Source organism: Saccharothrix sp. NRRL B-16314 (assembly GCF_000716595.1).
Classification (GTDB): Bacteria; Actinomycetota; Actinomycetes; order Mycobacteriales; family Pseudonocardiaceae; genus Actinosynnema.
In genome coordinates this window covers 95,188-110,674 of sequence record NZ_JNXC01000006.1, presented here as the reverse complement: position 1 = coordinate 110,674, position 15,487 = coordinate 95,188, and the positions used below count along the sequence as shown (strand labels likewise).

General features: G+C 70.3%; 11 protein-coding genes. 9 read left to right on the top strand and 2 right to left on the bottom strand.

The features are described from left to right. Positions 1–31: 31 nt before the first annotated feature. From OQ02_RS45710 to OQ02_RS12870, 4 genes are read left to right on the top strand one after another with little or no spacing between them, the layout of a single operon-like run. Positions 32–1,318 (top strand): hypothetical protein, encoded by a 1,287-nt coding sequence (locus OQ02_RS45710; RefSeq protein ID WP_231499993.1) that lies wholly within the window; start codon positions 32–34, stop codon positions 1,316–1,318. A gap of 5 nt (positions 1,319–1,323) precedes the next feature. Next, positions 1,324–3,813: a glycoside hydrolase family 127 protein gene (locus tag OQ02_RS12880; RefSeq protein WP_033438611.1), complete on the top strand. Its 2,490-nt coding sequence runs from the start codon at positions 1,324–1,326 to the stop codon at positions 3,811–3,813. 32 nt (positions 3,814–3,845) lie between these two features. Further along, positions 3,846–5,270, top strand: a complete 1,425-nt coding sequence (locus OQ02_RS12875; RefSeq protein WP_033438610.1) for a glycoside hydrolase family 43 protein — start codon at positions 3,846–3,848, stop codon at positions 5,268–5,270. Continuing rightward, positions 5,249–8,533: a discoidin domain-containing protein gene (locus tag OQ02_RS12870; RefSeq protein WP_033438609.1), complete on the top strand. Its 3,285-nt coding sequence runs from the start codon at positions 5,249–5,251 to the stop codon at positions 8,531–8,533. The genes OQ02_RS12875 and OQ02_RS12870 overlap by 22 nt, the downstream gene beginning before the upstream one ends. 56 nt (positions 8,534–8,589) lie before the next feature. Here the strand turns inward: OQ02_RS12870 and OQ02_RS12865 are convergent, their stop codons facing one another. Both OQ02_RS12865 and OQ02_RS45705 read right to left on the bottom strand, forming a co-directional pair. Then, complete coding sequence (locus OQ02_RS12865; RefSeq protein WP_033438608.1) at positions 8,590–9,135, bottom strand: hypothetical protein; 546 nt, start codon at positions 9,133–9,135, stop codon at positions 8,590–8,592. Positions 9,136–9,673: 538 nt separating this feature from the next. Then, entirely contained in the window at positions 9,674–9,937 is a 264-nt protein-coding gene (locus OQ02_RS45705; protein ID WP_231499992.1) for a hypothetical protein, read from the bottom strand. On the opposite strand from OQ02_RS45705, the gene OQ02_RS12860 reads away from it, so the two are divergent. The 5 genes from OQ02_RS12860 (at position 9,915) to OQ02_RS40060 (ending at position 15,449) form a co-directional block, all read left to right on the top strand. After that, positions 9,915–10,322 (top strand): redoxin domain-containing protein, encoded by a 408-nt coding sequence (locus OQ02_RS12860; RefSeq protein ID WP_231499991.1) that lies wholly within the window; start codon positions 9,915–9,917, stop codon positions 10,320–10,322. The two genes, OQ02_RS45705 and OQ02_RS12860, sit on opposite strands and share 23 nt — an antisense overlap. Further along, on the top strand, positions 10,322–11,164 hold the full coding sequence (locus OQ02_RS12855; protein ID WP_033438607.1) for a cytochrome c biogenesis CcdA family protein: 843 nt from the start codon (positions 10,322–10,324) through the stop codon (positions 11,162–11,164). Before OQ02_RS12860 ends, OQ02_RS12855 begins: the two co-directional genes overlap by 1 nt. Positions 11,165–11,319: 155 nt before the next feature. Next, positions 11,320–13,179 (top strand): PA domain-containing protein, encoded by a 1,860-nt coding sequence (locus OQ02_RS12850; protein ID WP_033438606.1) that lies wholly within the window; start codon positions 11,320–11,322, stop codon positions 13,177–13,179. A gap of 232 nt (positions 13,180–13,411) precedes the next feature. Next, entirely contained in the window at positions 13,412–14,020 is a 609-nt protein-coding gene (locus tag OQ02_RS45700) for a GTP-binding protein (RefSeq protein WP_231499990.1), read from the top strand. Further along, positions 13,920–15,449, top strand: coding sequence for a hypothetical protein (locus OQ02_RS40060; RefSeq protein ID WP_231499989.1), 1,530 nt, complete (start codon positions 13,920–13,922; stop codon positions 15,447–15,449). The genes OQ02_RS45700 and OQ02_RS40060 overlap by 101 nt, the downstream gene beginning before the upstream one ends. Positions 15,450–15,487: the final 38 nt, after the last annotated feature.

Sequence of the window (15,487 nt, the reverse complement as noted above, 5' to 3'; positions counted from 1 at the left end):
ACCCTTCCGGCACAACGGAAGGAAGATCGTCATGGCACGATCCTGGAAGAGAGCGGTGCTCTCCGTCATCGTCGGCGCGGTCGCCGTCAGCGGTGCGGTCTCGCCGACCACCGCGGTGGCCGCGCCCGGCGACAACCTCGCGTGGACGGCGACGGCGACCGCGTCCTACACGTCGTCGTGGGAGAGCGTCGCCGCCGTCAGGGACGGCATAGACCCGCCGCGCTCCAACGACACGCAGAACCCGCGCTGGGGCACCTGGCCGAACCAGGGCCAGCAGTGGGTCGACCTGACCTGGACGGCCACCCAGGCGATCCGGGCGGCGGAGGTCTACTTCTTCGACGACGGCGGCGGTGTCCGCGTGCCCGCGTCGTGGAAGCTCCAGTCCTGGAACGGCAGCGCGTACGTCGACGTCACGGGTGCGAGCGGGTACCCGATCGCGGTGGACCGCTACAACCTGGTCACGTTCGACGTCGTCGGCACCACCAGGCTGAGGGTCCTGCTGACCAGCGGCACGGCGTCCGTCGGCCTGCTGGAGGTCAAGGCGCACACCAACGCGCCCGGCAACCCCGGCAACCCCGGCAGCTGGAACCCGCCCGCGAACCTGGTCACCCCGCTCAACGAGGTGTGGGCGCACCAGGAGAGCACCTACGGCGACCTGTACGGGTTCCGCAACTACGGCTGGGACCAGGTCTTCGCCAACGGCGGCTACCTGAACTTCTGCGTGCGCTGGGACTCGCCCGCACCGGTGTCCGCGACCCTGCGCGACCAGATCCACGCCAAGCTCGCCCAGCAGTACAAGAAGTGGACGGACGTCATGGTGGGCCACAACAACTGGCCGTACGCCACGGTGCCGATCAAGGTCGTCGGCTGGGCGGTGCGGGACCGCGCCCAGTTGCAGTGGACGGACTCCTCGGTCGACATCTACGTCAACGACATCCGTGAGAACGCGCCGCAGTGCGCCGAGGCGTGCGGGCGCTTCTTCAACCGCAACGGCAGCTATCCCAACTGCCCCGGCGGCACCCCGCGGCACTACGACCAGTCGTTGTGGCTGACCACGGGCTTCGGCGGCGGCGCGGGCGGTGACTGGGGCCAGCGGATGGCCAGCGAGTACTTCGTGAACAACCTGAACAACGACAGCATGACGATCCTCCTGCACGAGATCGGCCACACGTTCGGGCTGGACGACTTCTACGACTGGACGCCGACCGGCGTCGGCGGCTTCATCATGAAGGCGGGCAGCTCGTCCACGATCACCGAGTTCGACGTCTGGATGCTGCGCGACTGGTGGCGGCACCTGAAGAACCGCTACGGAAGGTGACGCGCATGCCGACGCCATCCCGTCGGGCCGTGTTGCGCGCGGGGGCGGTGGTCGCCGCGGCGGCCACCGCCCTGCCCGGCACGACCGCGCACGCCTCAGTCCCGACCACCACCGCCGCGCGACCGGATGCCGGTGTGTCGGCGGAGGCCTTCCCGCTCGGCGCGGTGAGCCTGCTCGCCGGACCGTTCCAGTCCAACACCACCCGCACCCACGCCTACCTGAAGTTCCTCGACCCGGAACGCCTGCTGCACACGTTCCGGCTCAACGTCGGCCTGCCGTCGACGGCCGTCGCGTGCGGCGGGTGGGAGTCGCCGACCACCGAGCTGCGCGGCCACTCCACGGGGCACGTGCTGACGGCGCTCGCCCAGGCCTACGCGCGCACCGGCGACACCGCGTTCCGCGCCAAGGGCGACCACCTCGTCGCCCAGCTCGCCGTCTGCCAGGACCGGGCACAGGCCGCCGGGTTCAACACCGGCTACCTGTCCGCGTTCCCGGAGGGCTTCATCACCAGGGTCGAGGAACGCCAAGCGGTCTGGGCGCCGTACTACACGCTGCACAAGATCATGGCCGGGCTGCTGGACGTGCACCTCCTCACGGGCAACGCGCAAGCGCTCACCGTGCTCACCCGGATGGCGGCCTGGGTCGGCTGGCGCAACGGCAGGCTGACCCTCGCGCAGCGGCAGAACATGCTGAAGACCGAGTTCGGCGGCATGAACGAGGTGCTGGCGAACCTGTACCAGCTCACCGGCGACCCGGCACACCTCACCGCCGCGCAGTACTTCGACCACGCCGAGGTCTTCGACCCGTTGGCGGTCGACACCGACGCGCTCGACGGCTATCACGCCAACACGCAGATCCCCAAGGCGCTGGGCGCGATCCGCGAGTACCACGCCACCGGCCTGACCCGGTACCGCGACATCGCCACCAACTTCTGGACCATCGTCGTCGGCGCGCACACCTACGCCATCGGCGGCAACTCCAACGGCGAGTACTTCAAGTCACCGGGCCGGATCGCGTCGGAGCTGTCGGACCACACGTGCGAGTGCTGCAACACCTACAACATGCTCAAGCTGACCCGGCAGCTGTTCCGCACCGACCAGCGGGCGCACTACTTCGACTTCTACGAGAAGGCCCTCTACAACCACCTGCTGGGCGCGCAGAACCCGGCGTCGGCGCACGGCCACCACAGCTACTACGTGCCGCTGCGTCCCGGTGGCCAACGCACCTACAGCAACGACTACTACGACTTCACGTGCTGCCACGGCACCGGCATGGAGACCAACACCAAGCACGCCGACAGCGCCTACTTCCACGCGGGCACCACGTTGTACGTCAACCTGTTCATCGCCTCCGTGCTCAGCTGGCCGGGCCGGGGGATCGCGGTGCGGCAGGACACCGGGTTCCCCGAGTCGCCCGCGACCCGGCTCACCGTCACCGGTTCCGGCCCGATCGACCTGCGGGTGCGCATCCCGTCCTGGGCCGCCGGCGCCCAGCTCCGGCTCAACGGCGTGGTGCAGGACGTCCCGGTCGTGCCGGGCACCTACGCGCGGCTGGACCGGACGTGGTCCAGCGGTGACCTGGTGGACGTGAGCCTGCCGATGACCTTGACCAGGGAGAGCGCACCGGACAACCCCGCCGTGCAGGCGGTCCGGCACGGCCCGGTCGTACTGGCGGGCGGGTACGGGACGACGAACCTGACGTCGATGCCGACGCTCCAGCCGGCGACGCTCCGGGCGACCACCACCCCCTTGCGGTACACGGCGACCGCGAGCACCGGCCAGGTGACGCTGCTGCCGTTCTACCAACTGCACGGGCAGCGGTACGCGGTGTACTGGAACGTCACCGACACGCCCGCGCCACCGCCGTTCATCGCGCACTACCCGTTCGACGAGGCGGCGGGGTCGGTGGCGGCGGACGCCACCGGCAACGGCCGGACCGCGACCCTCGCCGGTGGCGCCCGGTGGACCACGGGCCGCAGCGGCTCGGCGGTCGACCTGGGCGGTTCCGGTGAGCACGTGCTGCTGCCCGCCGGCCTGCTCGCCGGCGCGACCGCGTTCAGCGTGGCGACCTGGGTGTGGCTGGGGTCGGTGACCACCTGGGCGCGGGTGTTCGACTTCGGCGCCGGCCCGAGCACGTGCCTGTTCCTCACCCCGCGCAGCTCGGCCGGCGGGCTCCGGTTCGCCATCACCACCGGCGGCGCGGGCGCGGAACAACGCGTCGACGCGCCCGCTCCGCTGCCCTCGGGCGTGTGGACGCACGTCGCGGTGACGCAGGTCGGCGACGTCGGCGTGCTCTACGTCAACGGCGTCGAGGCGGCACGGAACACGGCGCTGACCGTTCGGCCTGCCGCGCTCGGCAGCACCACGCAGAACTGGATCGGCCGCTCCCAGTACGCGGGCGACCCGTACCTGGACGGCGCCGTCGACGGCTTCCGCGTCCACGGCCGCGCCCTCACCGCCGCCGAAGTGGCCGACCTGCACGCCACCGGCCGCTAGCACCCGAGACGACCTCAGACGTTAGGACACCCATGCGCATCCGATCACGGGCGACGAAGCTCGGCGCGGTGCTCGCGCTCGCCGCCTCCGCCGTCGCCGGCCCGACCGCGTCAGCGGCCAACCCGATCGTCACCGCCTACTACACCGCCGATCCGGCGCCCCTCGTCGTCGGCAACACCATGTACGTCTACGCGGGCCGGGACGAGGCGCCCGTGGGGCACGACAACTTCCTCATGCGCGAGTGGCGGGTGCTGTCCTCGACGGACGCCGCCACATGGACCGACCACGGCGCGAAGGCGAACATCGGCACCTTCGCGTGGGCGGGTGCGGACGCGTGGGCGAGCGAGGTCGAGCCGGGCAACGGCAAGTACTACTGGTACACCTCGGTCAACGGCAACGGACCGGGGTGGATGGACATCGGCGTCGCGGTCGGGGACAGCCCGCTCGGCCCGTTCCGCGACGCCAAGGGCGGACCGCTGATCAGCGACAGCACGCCCAACTCGTCCGGGCTGAACATCGACCCGACCGTGTTCACCGACGACGACGGGCAGGCGTACCTCTACTGGGGCGGCTACTGGGGCGCCCGCGCGGCGAAGCTCAAGCCCAACATGATCGAGCTGGACGGGCCGGTGGTCACGCCGCAAGGCCTGACGGACTTCTGGGAAGCGCCCTGGATGTTCAAGCGCAACGGCCTGTACTACATGGTGTACGCCGCCAACGACACCAACGGCTGCGTCACGTCGTCCAGCTACGCCTGCCAGCGCTACGCCACCGCCACCAGCCCGCTGGGGCCGTGGACGCACCGCGGTGTCGTGCTCGACCAGGTCTCGTCGACCACCAACCACGCGGGCGTGGTGCAGTTCAACGGGCAGTGGTACATCGTCTACCACAACGCCAACGCGCCCGGCGGCGGCAACTTCCGCCGTTCCGTCGCGGTGGACCTGCTGCACTTCAACGCCGACGGCACCATGCGCAAGGTCGTGCAGACCACCACCGGGCCACCGCCGAACCCGTCGGGCGGCACGGGCACGAACCTGGCGCCGTCCGCGACCGCCTCCACCTCGTACGTCTCGCCGTGGGAGAACCTGGCCGCGGTCAACAACGGCGGCACGCCCGCGAACTCCGCGGACCGCTCGAACCTCGCCTACGGCAACTGGCCCGAACGCGGCACGCAGTGGGTCGAGTACACCTGGCCCACCGCCAAGTCGGTCAACCGCGTGTCCACGTACTGGTTCGACGACGACCAGGGCATCGACCTGCCGGCGTCGTGCCAGGTCCAGTACTGGACCGGCAGCGCCTACGCGCCCGTGCCCGGCCAGTCGGCGTGCGGCGTCGCCGGGAACACCTCCAACACCACCACGTTCAGCGCCGTGAACACCACTCGGCTGCGGTTGTCGATCACCTCGAAGCCCGACTTCTCGACGGGAGTGCTGGAATGGCAAGCGTTCCAGGCGTGACCCGGCTGCTGACGGCCGTCGTGGTGCTGGGCTCGCTCCTCGTGCCCGTGCAGTCCGCGTCCGCCGCGCAGACCATCGGCTATCCCACGTTCACCGGACCGTCGGTGCCCGCGCCGCCCGTCGGCTACAGCACCGGCAGCACCATGCGCGCCATCTACGACGCCGAGAGCGGCGGCACCGACTTCTGGGTGGACCGCCTGCTGGCCCGCCCCGGCAACGACCCGGCCGGCACGTGGCTGATGACCCGCGGGCGCGGCCTGTTCATGAACACGCACAACCCGGCCGTGATCGGGTTCGGCGGCAACGCGGCGTACTGGGACAACATCAGCAGCCAGAACGCCTACGTCGTCACCGTCGGCTCCGGGACGCTGACCGAGCAGGTGTCGGGCCGCTGGCAGGCACCGAGCCACTGGAAGGGCGTCTACACCGGCGCCGGCGTGCGGGTGGAGGTGGCGAAGTTCATCACGCACAACAACGTCGCCGTCACCAACCTGACCGTCACCAACACCGGGTCGGCGTCCGCGACCCTGCCGTTGCGCGTGACCTCGCCGTACGCGACGACGGTCAGCGGCGCGGAGCTGACCGGTTCACGGCAGGTGAAGAACAACCTCACCACCATCCGGCCCAGGCTGGCCGCGGACGGGTTCACCGCCGCGAGCGGCGCGCTGACCCGGTCGGTCACGCTGGGCGCGGGCCAGTCGGCCACCGCCAAGGTCGTGATGGGCTTCGTCACCGACGAGATCCCGGAGTCGCTGACGGAGTACAACGCCTACCGCGGCCACTCGCCGTCCGTCGCGTTCGCCACCCACGTGCGCGACTACAACCGCTGGTGGGCGGACAACATCCCGTACATCGACGTGCCCGACCCGGCGATCAAGAAGAACGTCTACTACCGCTGGTGGTTGATGCGCTTCAACCACCTCGACGTCGACATCCCCGGCCAGGACTTCCAGTTCCCCGTCCCGATCGAGGGCGTCACCGGCTACAACAACGCGATCGCGCTGACCCAGCCGATGCACATCGACGACCTGAAGTACCTGCGCGACCCGGTCTACTCGTACGGGCCGTGGCTGTCGGTCGGCCAGTCGTCCAAGGGCGGCCGGTTCATGGACAACCCCGGCGACCCGGAGAACTGGTCCAACTCCTACACCCAGTACATCTCCGAGGCGGCCTGGCGCAGCTACCAGATCCACGGCGGCCAGCCCGGCGTCGCGGGCAACCTGGCCAAGTACGCCGAAGGTGACGTGAAGGGCCAGCTGGCCACCTACGACTCCAACGGCAACGGGGTCATCGAGTACGACTGGGGCGCCATGACCGGCAACGACGCCGACGCGGTGTCGTTCGACTGGCGGGCGGGCAACCTCGACCGGGCCGAGACGGCGTACGTGTGGAGCGGCGCGATGGCCGCGCAGCAGGCGTACGCGCTGATCGGCGACACGGCGAAGGCGAACGAGATGCAGGCGCTGGCCGACCGCATCCGCAACGGCGTGGTGAACACGCTGTGGAACCCGTCCCGTCAGCTGCTGGAGCACAAGCACGTGGCCACGAACGCCCACGTGCCGTGGAAGGAGATCAACAACTACTACCCGTACTCGGTCGGCCTGATGCCGAACACGGCCCAGTACCGCGAGGCGCTCCGGTTGTTCGCGGACCCGGCCGAGTACCCGGTGTTCCCCTTCTACACGGCCAACCAGCGGGACAAGGCGGAGGCCGCGCAGGCGGGCCACCCCGGCTCCAACAACTTCTCCACCATCAACTCGACGGTTCAGTTCAGGCTGTACTCGTCGGTGCTGCGCAACTACCCGAACCAGTGGATGACCGCCGAGGACTACAAGAAGCTGCTCTACTGGAACACCTGGGCGCAGTACGTCGGCGGCAACACGCAATGGCCGGACGCCAACGAGTTCTGGGCGAACTGGAACGCCGGCTCCCGCACCATCGACTACCGGTCGTGGATCCACCACAACATCCTCGGCAGCAGCAACTGGACCGTCGTGGAGGACGTGGCCGGGTTGCGGCCCCGCACGGACAGCCGGATCGAGCTCTCGCCGATCAACATCGGCTGGTCGCACTTCGCGGTCAACAACCTGCGCTACCGCAACATGGACCTGAGCGTGGTGTGGGACGACCCCGCCGACGGCGTGACCCGCTACAACGGCGTGCCACAGGGGTATTCGGTCTACCTGAACGGCACGCGGGCGTTCACCGTCGACCGCCTCACCCGCGTGGTCTACGACCCGGCGACCGGTCAGGTCACGTTCCCGTCCGGGGCCGGCGTGGTGAACCACAACGTCGCCGTCGCCGGGTTGCGCGCTCCGCAGGACGTGGCGCACACCGGCGCGCTGATGGTGGACGTCTTCGCCAAGGCGGGCGTCGACCTCACCTCCACGACGCCCAACCTGGCGCAGGGCGCGGCCGTCACGGCGTCGTACACGGCCTCGGGCACTTCGGCCGGAGCCGCGGTCGACGGGCTTCCGACCAACGAACCGCTGTGGGGCACCTCGGGCTCACCCGACGCTTCGGACTGGTACGAGATCGACTTCCGGCAGCAGCGGACGGCCGACGAGGTGAGGCTCCACTTCCGCGACGACCGGGCCGGCAACCGCTACCGGGCGCCGTCGTCGTACGAGGTCCAGTACTGGAACGGCAGCGCGTGGGTGAGCGCGGCAGCGCAGTCGAAGACCCCGGTGACGCCGCGCGCCAACTACAACAAGGTCCGGTTCACCCCGGTGGTCACGCAGCGGGTCCGCGTCCGGCTGACCCACGCCCCGGGGTTCAAGACGGGGTTGACCGAGGTGAAGGTCTACCACCGCGGCGGCGGTGGCGAACCGGAACCGCCGGTGAACCTGGCCCTGACCGCGACGCCGTCGGCGTCCTACACGTCGCCGTGGGAGTCCGTGGCAGCGGTCAACGACGGCATCGATCCGCCGGCGTCCGACGACACCGTCAACCGGCGGTGGGGCACCTGGCCGAACACCGGCGAGCAGTGGGCCGAGCTGACGTGGGACGCGGCGAGGTCCGTGCGGTCGGCGCAGGTGTACTTCTTCGACGACAACGGGGGAGTGCGGGTGCCCGCGTCGTGGCGGTTGCAGCACTGGAACGGCTCGGCCTACGTCGACGTGGCCGGGGCGAGCGGGTACCCGGTGGGGCCTGACCGGTACCACGAGGTGACGTTCACCGGGGTGAGCACGACCCGGTTGCGGGTGGTGCTGCAGAGCGGGGCCGGTTCGGTCGGCCTGCTGGAGGTGAAGGCGTTCGGCTGAGGAGTGGGTGGGGGGACCGGTCGTGGCGACCGATCCCCCCACCTCGGCACAGCGGCTCAGCAGCCGCCGCAGTTGTAGTACGTGACGTCCCAGTGGTTGCTCTCCAGGTAGTAGATGTTCCCGGAGCCGGAACGCCACTTGTTGCCACCGATGTACGAGAAGTTGCCGCGGATGTAGTTCCCGAGGCAGGTGTAGAGGCTGTAGTCGAGCTTGTAGCCGTTCCAGTGGCTGTAGGTGCCGCTGGCGTGGCCGGTCTCGGTGCCACCGGTGATGTTCATCGAGCAGCCGCTGGCGCGCTTCAGGGTCTCGGCGCCCTGGACGGTGGTCAGGTTGATCTGGTCGAACGACGTGCAGGTGGAGTTGTAGCGGTTGCTGCAGTTGCCGCTGGACGACCAGGTGATGCCCGCGGCGCGGAAGCGGTCGGCGGCCTGGGCGTGGGTCAGCTTCGTGACCAGTGCGGTGACCGGGGTTTCGGCGGCCGGCTGGAAGACGACGTCCTCGTGGGACGGGCCGGGTGCGGCGGCGGCGCTGGTCGCGCCGGCGATGGTGAACAGGGCGGCGGCAGCGGCCACGACGGCGGTGCGGAATCGACCGTTACGCATGGGACTGTCCTTTCGACGGGCAGCCCTCGTCGACCCGGGGTCGACCGGGTGGGAGCAAGGGATGCGGCAGGGGTCGACGGCCAGCTTAGGACCCGGGTTGGTTGCCCACAGCGGCCAAGTGGGAGATTTTCTAACAATGCGTTCCGTGGTATGGAATTAACGCTTCGCATCCGCGCTCGTCCGGCTGCGTCGAAGGCCCGAGGCGCGTCTTCAAGCCCTCCTTGCCGGTGCTCGGCAAAGAACCCGGTGGCGGAGCGGCCGAGGTGCGGCGTTGTCCGGCCCTCACCAGTGGATCATTATTGGTGCAGGTCAGCGAGGGGTTGGGGAACCGTCGCAGGCCGGCGCAGGTGATACACCGGGGGAACGAGGGGGCAGGGGGAAGCAGGGGGAACGGTTCCACGTCCGTCGGGGGGCGGGGACTGATCCGGAGCACCGGAGCACGGGCGGTCGACCGTCCGCGCTCCGGTGCTCCGGGCGTTCGGGGGGTTCGTTCGGGGGTTCGGGGTTCCACCGGCGTCGACCGGCCGTCCGGCGAACGTCAGCGGTTCGTAATGGCCCACTTCGCGCTCCGGTGGGGGACGATCAAGACCTGTCCCCTGGAGGTGTGGTCGATGCTGTGGAAGTCCGCGTCCGTTGTCTGCCTGCTGACCCTGGTGGTGAGCTGCGGGTCTGCGCCGACGTCGAGCGGGGGTTCGCCGTCCACGACCGCGGCGCCGACGACGTCCAGCACCGCGACACCCGGTTCGACGGCTTCGCCCGAGCCCGCGCCGAGCGCGCCGGTGGCCGAGCAGCTGAAGTTCACCGCCAAGACGGTCGCCGGGGCCGACTTCTCGGGTGAGAGCCTCGCCGGCAAGCCCGCGGTGCTGTGGTTCTGGGCGCCGTGGTGCCCGAAGTGCCAGCGCGAGGCGCCCGGTGTGGCGGCCACCGCCAAGGACAACGGCGCGGTCACCTTCCTCGGTGTCGCCGCGCTGGACGAGGTGCCCGCCATGGCGAAGTTCGTGGACCGGTTCGCGCTCGGCGGCTTCACGCACCTCGCCGACAAGGACGCGGCGGTGTGGAAGCGGTTCGGCGTCACCGCGCAGCCCGCGTACGCGTTCGTCGGCCGGGACGGCAAGGTGGACGTCGTGACGACCCAGCTGTCCGAGCAGCAGCTCCGCGACCGGGTCACCGCGCTCGCGGGGTCGTGATGACCGAGGTCGTCCTGCTGGCGGCGTTGGCGGGCATGGTCGCGACGGTCAACCCGTGCGGCTTCGCGATGCTGCCCGCCTACCTCGCCCTCGTCGTGCACGGCGACGACGGCCGTGACCGGACGGCGGCGATCGGCCGGGCGCTGGCGGCCAGCGCCGTCATGACCGCCGGGTTCGCGGTGGTGTTCGGCGTCTTCGGCGTGGTGATCGCACCGGTCGCCGCGTCGGTGCAGCGCTACCTGCCGTTCGTCACCGTGGTCATCGGCGCGGCCCTCGTGGTCACCGGCGGCCTGCTGGTGGCGGGGAAGACGCTCTCGCTGCTGCTGCCCAAGCCGACGAAGGGCGCGCCGACCCGGCGGCTGGGGTCGATGTTCGGCTACGGCGTCGCCTACGCGATCGCGTCGCTGTCCTGCACGATCGGACCGTTCCTCGCGGTCGTCGGCACCGCGCTCGGCGGCGCGGACGTGGTCGAGGGCATCGTGGCGTTCCTCGCCTACGCGCTGGGCATGGGGCTGGTGGTCGGCGTGCTCGCCGTCGCCGCCACCATGACCGACAGCACCCTCGCCACGCGCACCAGGACGTTGCTGCCCCACATGTCGCGGATCGGCGGCGTGCTGCTCGTCCTCGTCGGCGCCTACGTCGCCTACTACGGGGTTTACGAACTCCGGTTGTTCTTCGGCGAGGGCGATCCGGCCGACCCGGTGATCGACGCGGCGGCGGCCGTCCAGGGCGCTCTGGTCGAGGCCGTCACCGCCGTGGGTCCGTGGCCGCTGCTCGCGGTGCTGGTGCTGCTCGTCGTGGGCGGCGTCGTGCTCGCCCGCCGCAGGGCACCGCGCGCCTGAACGCCCGTTGTTCGAAATGCAACCGGACATGTCTATTCAATTAGTACCGGGATACGTAGGGTGCGAGCGTCGTAAGGCGTAACGGCTCCGATTTCGGAGGTTTGACAATGCGCGGTAGACGTACACGACGTGTCCGCAGAACTGCTCTGCTCGGCGTGGCGATCCTGACGCTGGGCCTGGCCACCGCCGGTTCGTCCGGCGCCCACCCGGACCACGGCGGCGCCCGGGAGGACTTCCCGGGCGAAGGGGTCGCCGACGGTTCCTACAAGCAGCACGACGGGGACGAAGGCCACCTGCCCGCCGTGTCGCGGAACGTGACCCTGGTCGGCAAGGCCGCGGTGACCAACCCGTCCGGCGCGGGCAACACCGGGCGCATCGCGGACGTGACCGCGTTCGGCGACTACGCCTACCTCACCGCGTTCCGCGAGCCGACGTGCGAGCGGACCGGCGTGCACGTCATGGACATCTCGGACCCCGCCCACCCGGCCGAGGTGACCGGCGCGTTCATCCCGACCAGCGACGGGTCGTACGCGGGCGAGGGCATCCAGGTCGAGCGCGTCGAGAACGCCTACTTCCGCGGCGACCTGCTGATCCACCAGAACGAGACCTGCCCCAACGCGGCGCCCACGCCGAACTCCGGCGGCATCTCGCTGTGGGACGTCACCGACCCGCGCAGCCCCAAGCCCGTGGCGCTGCACACCGGTGACTTCACCAACCCGCAGGGCGGCCTCGACGCGGCGCCGAACCAGACGCACAGCATGCGGATGTGGACCGACGTGTTCACCAACCGCACCTACGTCGTGCTGGTCGACGACGAAGAGGCCAACGACGTCGACATCATGGACATCACCGACCCGTTCCACCCGGTGATGGTCAACGACGAGCTCGACCTCGGCGCGGTGTTCGGCGTCGAGCAGGCCGACCCCGGCAATCTGACGTCGGTGTTCAGCCACGACATGATGATCACCAAGGTCGGTCGTCGTTATGTGATGAACATGAACTACTGGGACGGCGGGTACGTCCTGCTCGACGTCACCGACCCGCGTCCGGGCAAGGTCACGCTGATCGCCGAGAGCGACTACGCGGCGCTGGACGAGGAGCGGGCCGCACGCGGGCACGAGATCAGCCCCGAGGGCAACGCGCACCAGTCCGAGCTGTCGCCGAACCGCAAGTTCATGATCGGCACGGACGAGGACTTCAGCCCGTTCCGGATCGTGGCGAAGATCGACTCCGGGCCGTACGCCGGCACCGAGTACTCCGCCACCCCCGCCCCCGACGCCAAGCAGATCGACGAGAACACCACGATCAGCGGCGTGGTCACCTACGTCGGTGACGCCTGCGGCACGCTGCCCGCGGGCAGCGGCACCGCCCTGGTCGAGCGCGGCACGTGCAGCTTCCAGGTCAAGCTGGACGCCGTCGTTGCCGCCGGCTACACGGCGGGCATCGTGTTCCAGAACCACCGCACCGACTGCCTGAGCGGTGTGTCGATGGCGGCTTCGGGCGAGATCCCGTTCGTGTTCGCCAACCGGTACGCCGGTCTCCGCCTGCTCGGCGTGCCGGGTGTCACCGAGGCCAACGCGTGCACCACGACCACCCCGGCCGGCGGTGGCGAGGCGACCACCATCCGGGCGGCGTTCGACGGTTGGGGCTACGTGCGGCTGTTCGGCACCGACGTGCCGACCCGGCCGGGCGCCACCGGTTCCATCCGGCAGATCGACACCTACGCCGTGCCGGAGTCGCAGGACGCCGCGTACGCGCGCGGGTTCGGCGACCTGTCCGTGCACGAGGTGGCGATGGACCCGGAGAACAGCGACACCGCCTACCTGTCGTACTACGCCGCCGGGCTGCGGGTCGTGAAGTACGGCAAGGACGGCATCGAAGAGGTCGGCGCCTTCATCGACGAGGGCGGCAACAACTTCTGGGGTGTCGAGGTGTGGAAGGACGAGACCGGCGAGCAGTACGTGCTGGCCAGCGACCGTGACCACGGTCTGTACGTGTTCCGCTTCGACGGCTGACGAGCCGCTGTCCGGACGGGGCCGCGCGGTGTGCCACCGCGCGGCCCCGTGCCGTTCCAGCGCCGGTCTAATTGGCCGGCGGACGTTCGGTGTGGTCCCTATGGTGGCTCTGTCGATCCGTGGAGAGGTCGATTCCTGAGGAGGTTCGAGATGCGGCGACTCGTCGGTGTTGTCCGGCCCGGTGCCCCTACCCACACCTCCGAGGACCGTCATCCCCACTCTCAACCTTGGCGTGCTCGCGCACGTCGACGCGGGTAAGACCAGTCTCACCGAGCGGCTGCTGTTCGACCACGGGACCATCCCGAGGCTCGGCAGCGTCGACGCCGGTGACACCCAAACCGATGCCGGCGACCTGGAACGGCGTCGCGGCATCACCATCCGTTCCGCCGTGGCCTGGTTCGTGCTGCGCACCCCCCTGTCGGGTGACCCTCTGTCGGGTGATCTCCGGGTGAACCTCGTGGACACGCCGGGGCGCCCGGACTTCATCGCCGAGGTGGAACGCGCCCTGTCCGTGCTCGACGCCGCCGTCCTGGTGATCTCGGCGGTCGAGGGCGTGCAGGCGCAGACCAGGGTGCTGATGAGGTCGCTGCGGCGGCTGCGGCTGCCGACGCTCGTCTTCGTCAACAAGATCGACCGGATGGGCGCCCGGCAGGACGCCCTGCTGGCGGAGATCCGCCGGAGGCTCACCCCCGCCGTCGTGCCGGTGGTGCGGGTCGAACGGCTCGGCACGCGGTCCGCCGGTGTCGTCCCGCTGGTCCGGCGACGAGGCGTTCCCGCTGGAGGTGGCCGAGCTGCTGGCCGACAACGACCTCTCGCTGCTGGGTCGCGTGGTGGACGGTGACGTGCCCGCGGACCTGATCGGACCGCTCCGGGACCAGACGTCCCGCGGACTGGTGCACCCGGTGTTCTTCGGCTCGGCGATGTCGGGCGCGGGGATGGCGGAGTTGACGGACGGGCTGAGTAAGTTGCTGGCGCCGCGCCCGGTGCGGTCCGACGACCTTCGCGGCACGGTGTTCGCCGTCGAACGCACCGACAAAGGCGAGAAGGTCGCCTACCTGCGTCTCTTCTCCGGTGTGCTGCGCGGCCGGCAGCAGGTGACGTTCCGCCGTCGGGACGCTTCCGGTGTCGTCGAGGAGTACCGGGGGCGAGTCGCCGGGCTGGAGGTGGTGGGCGACGCGTCGGCCCGCCGGCTCACCGCGGGCGACATCGGCAAGCTCCGCGGTCTGCCCTTGGTGCGCGTGGGCGACCGGCTGGGTTCGGACGTCGGGCCGGGTTCGGAAGTCGGGCTGGGTTCGGACGGTCGGCCGCTGCGGGCACACTTCTCGCCGCCGATCCTGGAGTCGGTCGTCCGACCGGCGTGCGACGGCCGGGAAGCCGAACTCCACGCCGCGCTCACCAGACTGGCGGACGAGGACCCGCTGATCCGGACCCGTGCGGCCGGCGGTGCGACGTCGGTCCTCCTGTACGGGGCCGTGCAGCGGGAGGTGATCGCCGAACGCCTCCAGCGCGAGTACGGGATCGACGCGGTGTTCGAGCAGGTTCGGCCGGTGTACTTCGAACGGCCGACGCGTCGGGGCGAGGCCGTCCACGAGTTCGGCAAGCGGGGCCCGAACGAGTTCTGGCAGACGGTGGGCGTGCGCGTCGAGCCCTTGCCGGCGGGCACCGGCAACACGCTGGTCAGGGAGGCCGAATCGGGGCTGCTGCCGAAGGCGTACCACCGCGCCATCGAGGACGCCGTGATGGCGACGCTCCAGCAGGGCCTGCACGGCTGGGAGGTGACCGACTGCGCGGTGACCATCACGCACGTCGGCTGTCTCGCGCCGATGACCGTGGCCGCCGACTTCCGCAACCTGACCCCGTTGGTGGTGGTGCAGGCGTTCGAGCGGGCGGGGAATGCCGTCTACGAGCCCGGTTACGCGGTCGAGGTCGAGGTGCCGGGCGACTCGCTGAGCGCGGTGACCGGTCTTCTGCTGTCGGTCGGTGCCGACCTCGGTCCGGCGGTGGAGTCCGGTCCGGCGGTGGAGTCCGTTTCGACGTGGGTCGTGCCGGGCGTGATCCCGGCCAGGGCGCTGCAAGACCTGGCGGCAGCGCTGCCCGGCCTGACCCGCGGCGAGGGCGCGATCCGGCACGAGCCGGGCCCCGCCCGTCGCGTCCGCGGTGCCGCGCCGACCCGGGCCAGGACGGACGGCAACCCGCTCGACCACGACGAGTACATGCGCTTCCTGTCGAACCGGAACCTGGGCGGCGGCACGGCTTCCGGCCGTCGGTGACCAGGGTCGAGGTCGCTGGGGCCGGGGTCGCGGGGGTC

Bases quoted from the DNA above. Each gene is read 5' to 3' on its own strand.
- OQ02_RS12855 (WP_033438607.1), top strand. From the start codon at position 10,322: ATGACCGAGGTCGTCCTGCTGGCGGCGTTGGCGGGCATGGTCGCGACG.
- OQ02_RS12865 (WP_033438608.1), bottom strand. From the start codon at position 9,135: ATGCGTAACGGTCGATTCCGCACCGCCGTCGTGGCCGCTGCCGCCGCC.
- OQ02_RS12870 (WP_033438609.1), top strand. From the start codon at position 5,249: ATGGCAAGCGTTCCAGGCGTGACCCGGCTGCTGACGGCCGTCGTGGTG.
- OQ02_RS12880 (WP_033438611.1), top strand. From the start codon at position 1,324: ATGCCGACGCCATCCCGTCGGGCCGTGTTGCGCGCGGGGGCGGTGGTC.
- OQ02_RS45710 (WP_231499993.1), top strand. From the start codon at position 32: ATGGCACGATCCTGGAAGAGAGCGGTGCTCTCCGTCATCGTCGGCGCG.
- OQ02_RS12875 (WP_033438610.1), top strand. From the start codon at position 3,846: ATGCGCATCCGATCACGGGCGACGAAGCTCGGCGCGGTGCTCGCGCTC.